At 69.9% G+C, this 6877-nt stretch carries 9 protein-coding genes; all 9 read right to left on the bottom strand.

Going from position 1 to position 6877, the window contains the following annotated elements; genetic code table 11:
• The coding region (locus ACWIQA_RS10675) for a histidine phosphatase family protein (RefSeq protein WP_448583063.1) at positions 1–168 on the bottom strand (168 nt) is incomplete at its 3' end.
• Positions 165–956, bottom strand: a complete 792-nt coding sequence (locus ACWIQA_RS10670) for an adenosylcobinamide-GDP ribazoletransferase (RefSeq protein ID WP_448583061.1) — start codon at positions 954–956, stop codon at positions 165–167. The genes ACWIQA_RS10670 and ACWIQA_RS10675, both read right to left, overlap by 4 nt.
• Positions 956–1963, bottom strand: a complete 1008-nt coding sequence (gene cobT / locus ACWIQA_RS10665; RefSeq protein ID WP_448583060.1) for a nicotinate-nucleotide--dimethylbenzimidazole phosphoribosyltransferase — start codon at positions 1961–1963, stop codon at positions 956–958. The genes ACWIQA_RS10670 and cobT overlap by 1 nt, the downstream gene beginning before the upstream one ends.
• Positions 1957–3408, bottom strand: a complete 1452-nt coding sequence (locus ACWIQA_RS10660; RefSeq protein WP_448583059.1) for a cobyric acid synthase — start codon at positions 3406–3408, stop codon at positions 1957–1959. The genes cobT and ACWIQA_RS10660 overlap by 7 nt, the downstream gene beginning before the upstream one ends.
• On the bottom strand, positions 3396–4079 hold the full coding sequence (locus ACWIQA_RS10655; protein ID WP_448583058.1) for a CobD/CbiB family cobalamin biosynthesis protein: 684 nt from the start codon (positions 4077–4079) through the stop codon (positions 3396–3398). The genes ACWIQA_RS10660 and ACWIQA_RS10655 overlap by 13 nt, the downstream gene beginning before the upstream one ends.
• Positions 4069–4860, bottom strand: coding sequence for an ABC transporter ATP-binding protein (locus ACWIQA_RS10650; RefSeq protein ID WP_448583057.1), 792 nt, complete (start codon positions 4858–4860; stop codon positions 4069–4071). The genes ACWIQA_RS10655 and ACWIQA_RS10650 overlap by 11 nt, the downstream gene beginning before the upstream one ends.
• A gap of 13 nt (positions 4861–4873) precedes the next feature.
• Positions 4874–5845 carry a FecCD family ABC transporter permease gene (locus tag ACWIQA_RS10645; protein WP_448583056.1) on the bottom strand — a complete coding sequence of 324 codons (972 nt, stop codon included), beginning with the start codon at positions 5843–5845 and terminating at the stop codon, positions 4874–4876.
• Entirely contained in the window at positions 5835–6689 is an 855-nt protein-coding gene (locus tag ACWIQA_RS10640; protein WP_448583062.1) for an ABC transporter substrate-binding protein, read from the bottom strand. Before ACWIQA_RS10640 ends, ACWIQA_RS10645 begins: the two co-directional genes overlap by 11 nt.
• Positions 6689–6877: cob(I)yrinic acid a,c-diamide adenosyltransferase (locus tag ACWIQA_RS10635; protein ID WP_448583055.1), on the bottom strand; the 189-nt coding region annotated here is incomplete at its 5' end. The genes ACWIQA_RS10640 and ACWIQA_RS10635, both read right to left, overlap by 1 nt.

Raw genomic sequence — 6877 nt, 5'->3', positions numbered from 1 at the left:
GCCAGAGTGGATGACGAAATCGGGGTGGAGCCGGACGAGCTTTGCAGCCAATTCGCGCTGCATCCTCGCCCCGGCCCGCGACAGGCCGGGATCGCTCTGGCCGTAGCAGCGCTTGGCCCAAGCGCGCGCAACCGGCGGATGGCGAACCAGCCAGACCTGCCGCCTCATCGCGCAGCAAGCACGAGAAGAAGGATGAGCTGGCCAGAATAGGCGGCAAAGCCGAGGCAATCGCCGGTTGCCCCTCCGATCCGCCGCAGCAGCAGACGTCGCAGCCACAAGAGGAAGATGAGCGCGAGCCCCGTCGCCACTGCCAGCCGCTCCGGCGCCAGCGCGGCAATGGCGGCAAGGCCCGGGAGGGCCAGCAGCATCGCCGGCAGCAGTGCGCGCGGCCGGATCGTGCCGGCGACATCCTTGGCCAGACCCGGACCCGGTGCTGCCGGCGGGGGCGGGATGGTGACCATGGCGGCCACGATCAGCAGCCGGCCGAAGGTGGCAGCCGCGACCACCCCGGCCGCCAGCAGCGGCAGCGGCAAGGCCGCGGTCCCCCCGGCTCTGAGCGCCACGGCCAGCACGAGACCAACGGCCCCGAAGCTGCCGATGCGGCTGTCCTTCAGGATGCGAAGGGTCGACTCGGCATCGTGGCCGCCGCCGAGCGCATCACAGAAATCGGCGACCGCATCCTCGTGGAAGGCCCCCGTCAGCCAGGCCTCGAAGGCAAGGGCGACAAGGACCGCCAGCCACAGCGGCCAGACCTGCGCTCCCACGAGGATCGCGAGTGCGGTGATCGCGCCGATCAGCGCCCCCGCCAGCGGGAACCAGACGACGGCGGCGCGCAGGCCTTCACGCGCGGCGTCCGCGCTCAGCCGGTCGAGGAAGGGGACCGGGAGGCGGGTCAGGAACTGGAGTGCCAGAAGCGGCGGGACCCAGACCGGAACCGGCGATGGCTCGGCGCGCATCAGCCGGTCACGTCGGCGAGACGGGCGACGTCGGCGAGAAGGGCTGCGGCGCTGTCGAGGAGCGGCAGCGCGACCAGCGCTCCGCTGCCTTCGCCAAGCCGCATGCCCCAGTCGAGGATCGGCGCGAGGCCAAGCGCGGCGAGGGCGTGGCCGTGGCCCGGTTCCGCCGACCGGTGCGCGGCCAGAAGATGCGGCTGGATGGCCGGCGCAAGACGAGCGGCGATAAGGGCAGCGGCCGTTGAGACCAGCCCGTCGAGCAGGACCGGCACGCCCAGCCGGCCCGCCGCGAGGGTGGCACCCGCCATGGCGACGATCTCAAAGCCGGCGACTTCTGCCATGGCTGCCCGGGGCTTGCTTTGCAGCAAGGGTTCAGCCCGGGCGACTGCAGCTGCGACAATGGCTTTCTTCCGCTCCAACATGGCATCGTCCGCCCCGGCGCCCGGGCCCGTTGCCTGCGCTGCTGGCGTTCCGGTCAGAAGCGCAACGAGAGCAGCTGCAGCCGTGGTGTTACCAATTCCCATCTCGCCAGTCAGGATCAGCCGCGCACCCTCCGCTATGGCGGCCTCCGCTTCGGCCATGCCGATGGCAAGCGCGGCATCGAACGCCTCGACCGACATCGCCGGGCTACGGGCGAGGCTGGCCGTGCCCTGCCCCACCCGGGCGATGCGCACATGTGGCGGCCAGGGGCCATCCACTGGCCCGGCGCTTCCCACATCGATGAGCCGCAGCCGGCAGTCGTGCGCACGCGCCAGGGCCGACGACACCGCCCGCCCGTCGGCGATGAGGCGGATCATGGCGGTGGTGACTGCCTGTGGCCAGGCGGAGACCCCATCGGCGACCACCCCATGGTCGGCCGCGAACAGGAGAAGGGTGCGCGGCCGCGTGACGGGCGCCAGGCATCCGCTGGCGACCGCCAGCCGGGCGGCAATCCGCTCCAGCTCGCCGAGGCTGCCTTTCGGTTTGGCGAGCGCGTCAAGGTGGGCAGCAACATCGGCCGCAGTCAGCATGGCCGGCGACCTTCCCGGGCCAGTGCCAGCAGCCAGTCCGGATCGAGAGCGCGCGCCAGCACTTCGGCGACGGAGTCGAGGGCCGCGTCGACGATCGCGCCCTGGTCGCGCCCGGTCGAGGGCGCTCCAAGCCGCCGGAGCCAGGCGGCCCGTGTCTCGCCACGGTTGAACAGGCCGTGCACATAGGTGCCCGCCACCCGCCCGTCCGCCGAAATGGCGCCGTCCGTTCGGCCATCGGCAAGTCGCAACAGCGGTGCCGCATCGCCAGTGGTGACCCCCACGTGGATTTCGTAGCCGGTCACGGGCATTCCATGGAGGAGGCAGGTGGCGTTTGTCTCCCGCGCCGTCTTGCCGGGCATGAGCATAGTCTCGGCCGGAAACAGCCCCAGCCCCGGCGCGCTGCCGGCCGGGCCTTCGAGGCCGTGCGGATCATGGACCATCCGCCCCAGCATCTGATAGCCGCCGCACAGCCCCAGCACATGGCCGCCGCGCCGGCGGTGGGCGAGGATGTCGATGTCCCAGCCTTCGGCGCGCAGGAAGGCGAGGTCGGCGATCACCGCCTTGCTTCTGGGCAGGATCACCAGCCGGGCAGACGCCGGGATGGGCCGGCCCGGTGGCACCATGGTGAGCGACACCGCGGGCTCTGCGGCCAGCGGGTCGAGATCTTCGAAATTGGCGATGCGCGGCAGCATGGGCACGGCGATCTCGAGACGGCCGGCCTGGGCGGGTGCGGGCCGGTCGAGGACAACGGCATCCTCGGCCGGCAGAAGCCGTGCGGCCTCGAGCCAGGGCACGATCCCCAGCGCCTCCCAGCCGGTCCGTCGGGCAATCTTGTCCATGCCCTCGCGGAACAATGCCAAGCCGCGGAAGCGATTGATAAGGAAGGCCCGGATGAGCGCGCAGTCGGCCGGATCGAGGACGCTGTGCGTCCCTACCAGCGAGGCGATGACTGCGCCCCGGTCGATGTCACCCACCAGCACAACCGGCACTCCGGCGGCTCGCGCGAACCCCATGTTGGCGATGTCTCCAGCGCGAAGGTTGGTCTCCGCTGGACTTCCGGCGCCTTCGACGAGCACGAGGTGGGCCTGCGCCTCGAGTCGGCGCCAGCTGTCGAGGACCAGGTCGAGAAGGGCGGCGCGGTTGGCGCGGAACCAGACCGTTCCGGCAAGCTCGCCACGCACCACCAGCTGCGACCGGCGGTCGGCTTCGGGTTTCAGCAGCACCGGGTTCATGTGGACGCTCGGCGCCACGCGGCAGGCCTCAGCCTGCAGCATCTGGGCGCGACCGATCTCGCCACCTTCGGCAACGCCCGCATTGTTCGACATGTTCTGCGGCTTGAACGGCCGGACCACCAGCCCCCGATTGGTGAACAGCCGGCAGAGACCCGCCACCAGCAGGGACTTGCCCACATCCGATCCGGTCCCCTGTACCATCAGCCTGCCCATGCCAGTGCTCCGACCAGAAGGCACAGGAGAAGGCAGGCGCGGCGGTAGAGGCGAAGGCCATGGGCAAGAGCGGCAGGGCCCGGATAGGCCGCGTGGCGCGCGTCGCGGTGGCCGACCATGCTGTCGGCGGTGTTGACCAGCTTGTAGAGGAACATCCCCGGCAGGCCGGCGACCAGAAACCAGAAGGCCGGCGCGACAATGCCGTCGCAGAAGCTCTCAGCAAGGCTTTCGGTCGCAGCTGCCGCGACTCCCCCCGCATCGAGCGCTGACGCGTCACACCCGACGATCATGGCAGCGGCCGTGCGCGCGGCGGCGAGGTCGCCTCGTGCCAGCGGTCGGGCGGCAGCTGTGACATGGTCATGGAGGCTGCGCTGGGCGAGACCGAGCGTGGCGACCGCTGCCAGCCCGACGGAAAGCGGCCAGCCGGACAGGAGCCGTGCAAGCGCCAAGCCGGCTGCGACGGCCACCCCTGAGAGCGCCAGAAGCGCGGCAACGCCCATGACCCGGCGCAGGGGCTCCGAGCCCCGGTTCCATCGTGCTTCAAGCCAGCCAATGGCGGCCCCGGCCCAGACGACGGGATGAGGAACGCGCACGTGGAGGCGTGAGGGATAGCCAACCAGCGCCTCCATCATCAGCGCCGCCAGCAGGAGCGTTGCCCGTTCATCCGGCATCGACTGGAAGGCGGGGTCGCATTGGCAAAAGGACCGGGGCGCCATCGGCGTCGGCGCCGCGCCAGATGGACACGTCATAGGCCGCAGCCAGCAGGTCGGGTTGCAGCACGCCATTGGCCGGACCTGAGGCCAGCAGCCGCCCCGCCTTCAGGAGGAGCGCGTGATCGGCGATGCGCGCGGCTTGGGTCAGATCATGCAGCACCAGCACGACGCCAGTGCCGTTTGCCGCAACTGCGCGCAGGCGCTCGAGCATGTCGAGCTGGTAGGCTGGGTCGAGGCTCGAGAGCGGTTCGTCGGCGAGAAGCCATTCCGGTTGCCCGGCAAGGACCCGTGCCAGGAGCACCCGGGCCTGCTCCCCGCCGGAGAGGCGCTGGACGGGCCGGCTGGCATGCGCAAGCGTGTCGGTTGCAACCATCGCACTCTCGATCGCGGCCCGGTCTGCCGCAGTGAGCCCCCAGCCGCTGTTGTGCGGGGCGCGGCCGAGGCTCACAAGCGTGCGGACATCGACATCCCAATGCACTTCGCCCTTTTGCGGCAAGAGACCGATTCGCCGGGCCCGCTGGCGTGGGTCCATCGCGACCACAGCGTCGCCGTTCAGTGTGACCTTGCCGCAATCCGGTGCGCGCAGCCCGGCCAAGCAGGCGAGCAGCATGGACTTGCCGGCGCCATTGGGGCCGAGGACCACCGTGACGCGCGCTGGCGGCAGGATTGCCGAAATGTCTTCGAGCACCGGCCGGCCGCCCAGCGCCAGCGACAGGCCAGAGACCGACAGCGCCATCATCAGATCAACATCATCAGATCAACTGGCGGCGAATGCGCGCCAGGAGCATGAGGAAGAAGGGCGCACCAACCAGCGACATGGCGACACCCAGCCTCAGCTCCGACACTGTGGGCAGAACCCTGACCAGGCTGTCGGCCACGATCACGAGCAGGGCGCCAGCCAAGGCCGCAGGCAGCAGGACGGCGCCAGGCCGGTTGCCCACCAACGGCCGCACCAGATTGGGCACGATGAGGCCAACAAAGCCGATGACCCCGGCGACAGCCACCGATGCGCCGACGAGGAGGCCAACGCCGAGTACCACCCGCCACAGAAGTGCCCGCAGGTCGACCCCAAGCGAGCGCGCAGCGGTTTCGCCAAGCGTGAGCGCGTCAAGCGCTGGTACGGTGGTTGCGAGGATGAGGGCCCCGGTCAGAATTAGGGGCGCTGCAATGCGCACATCGTTCCAGCTGCGGTCGACAAGGGCGCCGATGAGCCAGTTCACAATCTCGGCGGTAACAAAGGGGGTGGGAGCCACGCTGATGAGGAGGGTGGTCAAGGCGCCGGTCAAGCTGGACAGGAGCAGCCCGGCCAGGGTGAAGAGGATGAGGCTGTCCGATCGGCCGACGATGAGCGCGAGCGCCCCCATGCCGAGCGCCGCCCCCATGAGGGCAAAGGCGGGCAGCAGCAGCGCCGATGCCGCGGCCCCGAAATACAGCGAGGAAACCGCCCCGAGCGCGGCTGACGAGGACACGCCGAACAGGCCGGGATCAGCCAGGGGGTTGCGCAGATAGCCCTGCATCACAGCGCCTGCGAGGCCGAGCGAGGCCCCGATCATGAGCCCCAGGACCAGCCTTGGCAGCCTGAGCTCGGCGATGATGAGGCTCTGGACGTCTCCGGAGAACCAGTCGGCCGGCGAGACATGGACTTTTCCCACCATCAGTGAGGTGAGACCAGCGACCAGAAGGGCGACAACAAGCCCGGGGATGATCCGCCGGTCAGCGGGCATGAAGGCGCTGCCTTGCCGCTGACAGATGATCGGCGGCGGCGATGATGGTGGGACCAGCGCAAAACAAGAGGCGGCCCGGGTAGGGTTCGACTGCGATGCGCACCTGCAGCCGCGCGATGATGGGATGGCCGAGGAGCCGGTCGCTCTCGTCGGAGCGGTCACCAGCATAGAGGATGAGAGGCGGCGCAGCGACCAGTCGTTCAAGGCCGAGAACACCCCATGCCCCAAGGCCGTAGGCGCTTGCCGCATTGGTGTGGCCGGTTGTCCGCAGCAGCTCATCGGCCAGCGTTCCTGTCCCGGGCACCAGCCCGCCGCCCTGCCAGATCAGCGCATCCACCGGTGGCAGGGGGCTGCGATTGCGCGCAATTGCCGTGTCGATCTGCTGGACAAGCGCGGCAGCGCGGTCAGGCTGGCCGATTGCGCGGCCGAGGTGGATGATCTGTTCCCGGCTTTCGGCCACGGTTCTTGCCACAGGCAGCTTGACCAGCGCGATGCCCAAGCGCTCAAGGGCGGCGATCGTGCTGAGCGCGACATGCGGCCCGGCAACCACCAGATCCGGCTCAAGCGCCAGCACCTCTTCCGCCGTGCCGGATGTGGCCGGATAGGAGGCGGCCCAGTCGAGCGGCACCGATGTCGCGCGCGGATCCTGAGAATAGTGGCTGATAGCGCGGATCTGCGCCGGATCGGCGAGCTCGCGCAGGAGCGCATCGGCGCAGGGGTTGATCGAGACGATGCGCCGCGGCGCTTCCAGCGGCTGGGCCGGAGGGGCTACCGGCCCGCCCGGTGCGCTGCCGCAGCCGGCAAGCAGAATCCCGAACAGCGCAAGGACGGCCAAGGCGCGCATCAATATTCGACGCCGCGCTGGGCCGGGAAGCCGACCCTGAAGCGATGCTTCACCTCACGGAACTCGGTCACGAGATCCGCGATTTCGATCAGCTCGGGCTGGGCGTTGCGGCCGGTCACGCAGACATGCTTGGTGAGCGGCCGGGCCCGCAGCACTTCGACGACCTCGGCGACGAGAAGCGTGTCGTC

It is taken from the genome of Thermaurantiacus sp. (assembly GCF_053487655.1).
The sequence above is the reverse complement of the archived record's forward strand: the minus strand, read 5'-3'. Positions and strand labels throughout refer to the sequence as shown.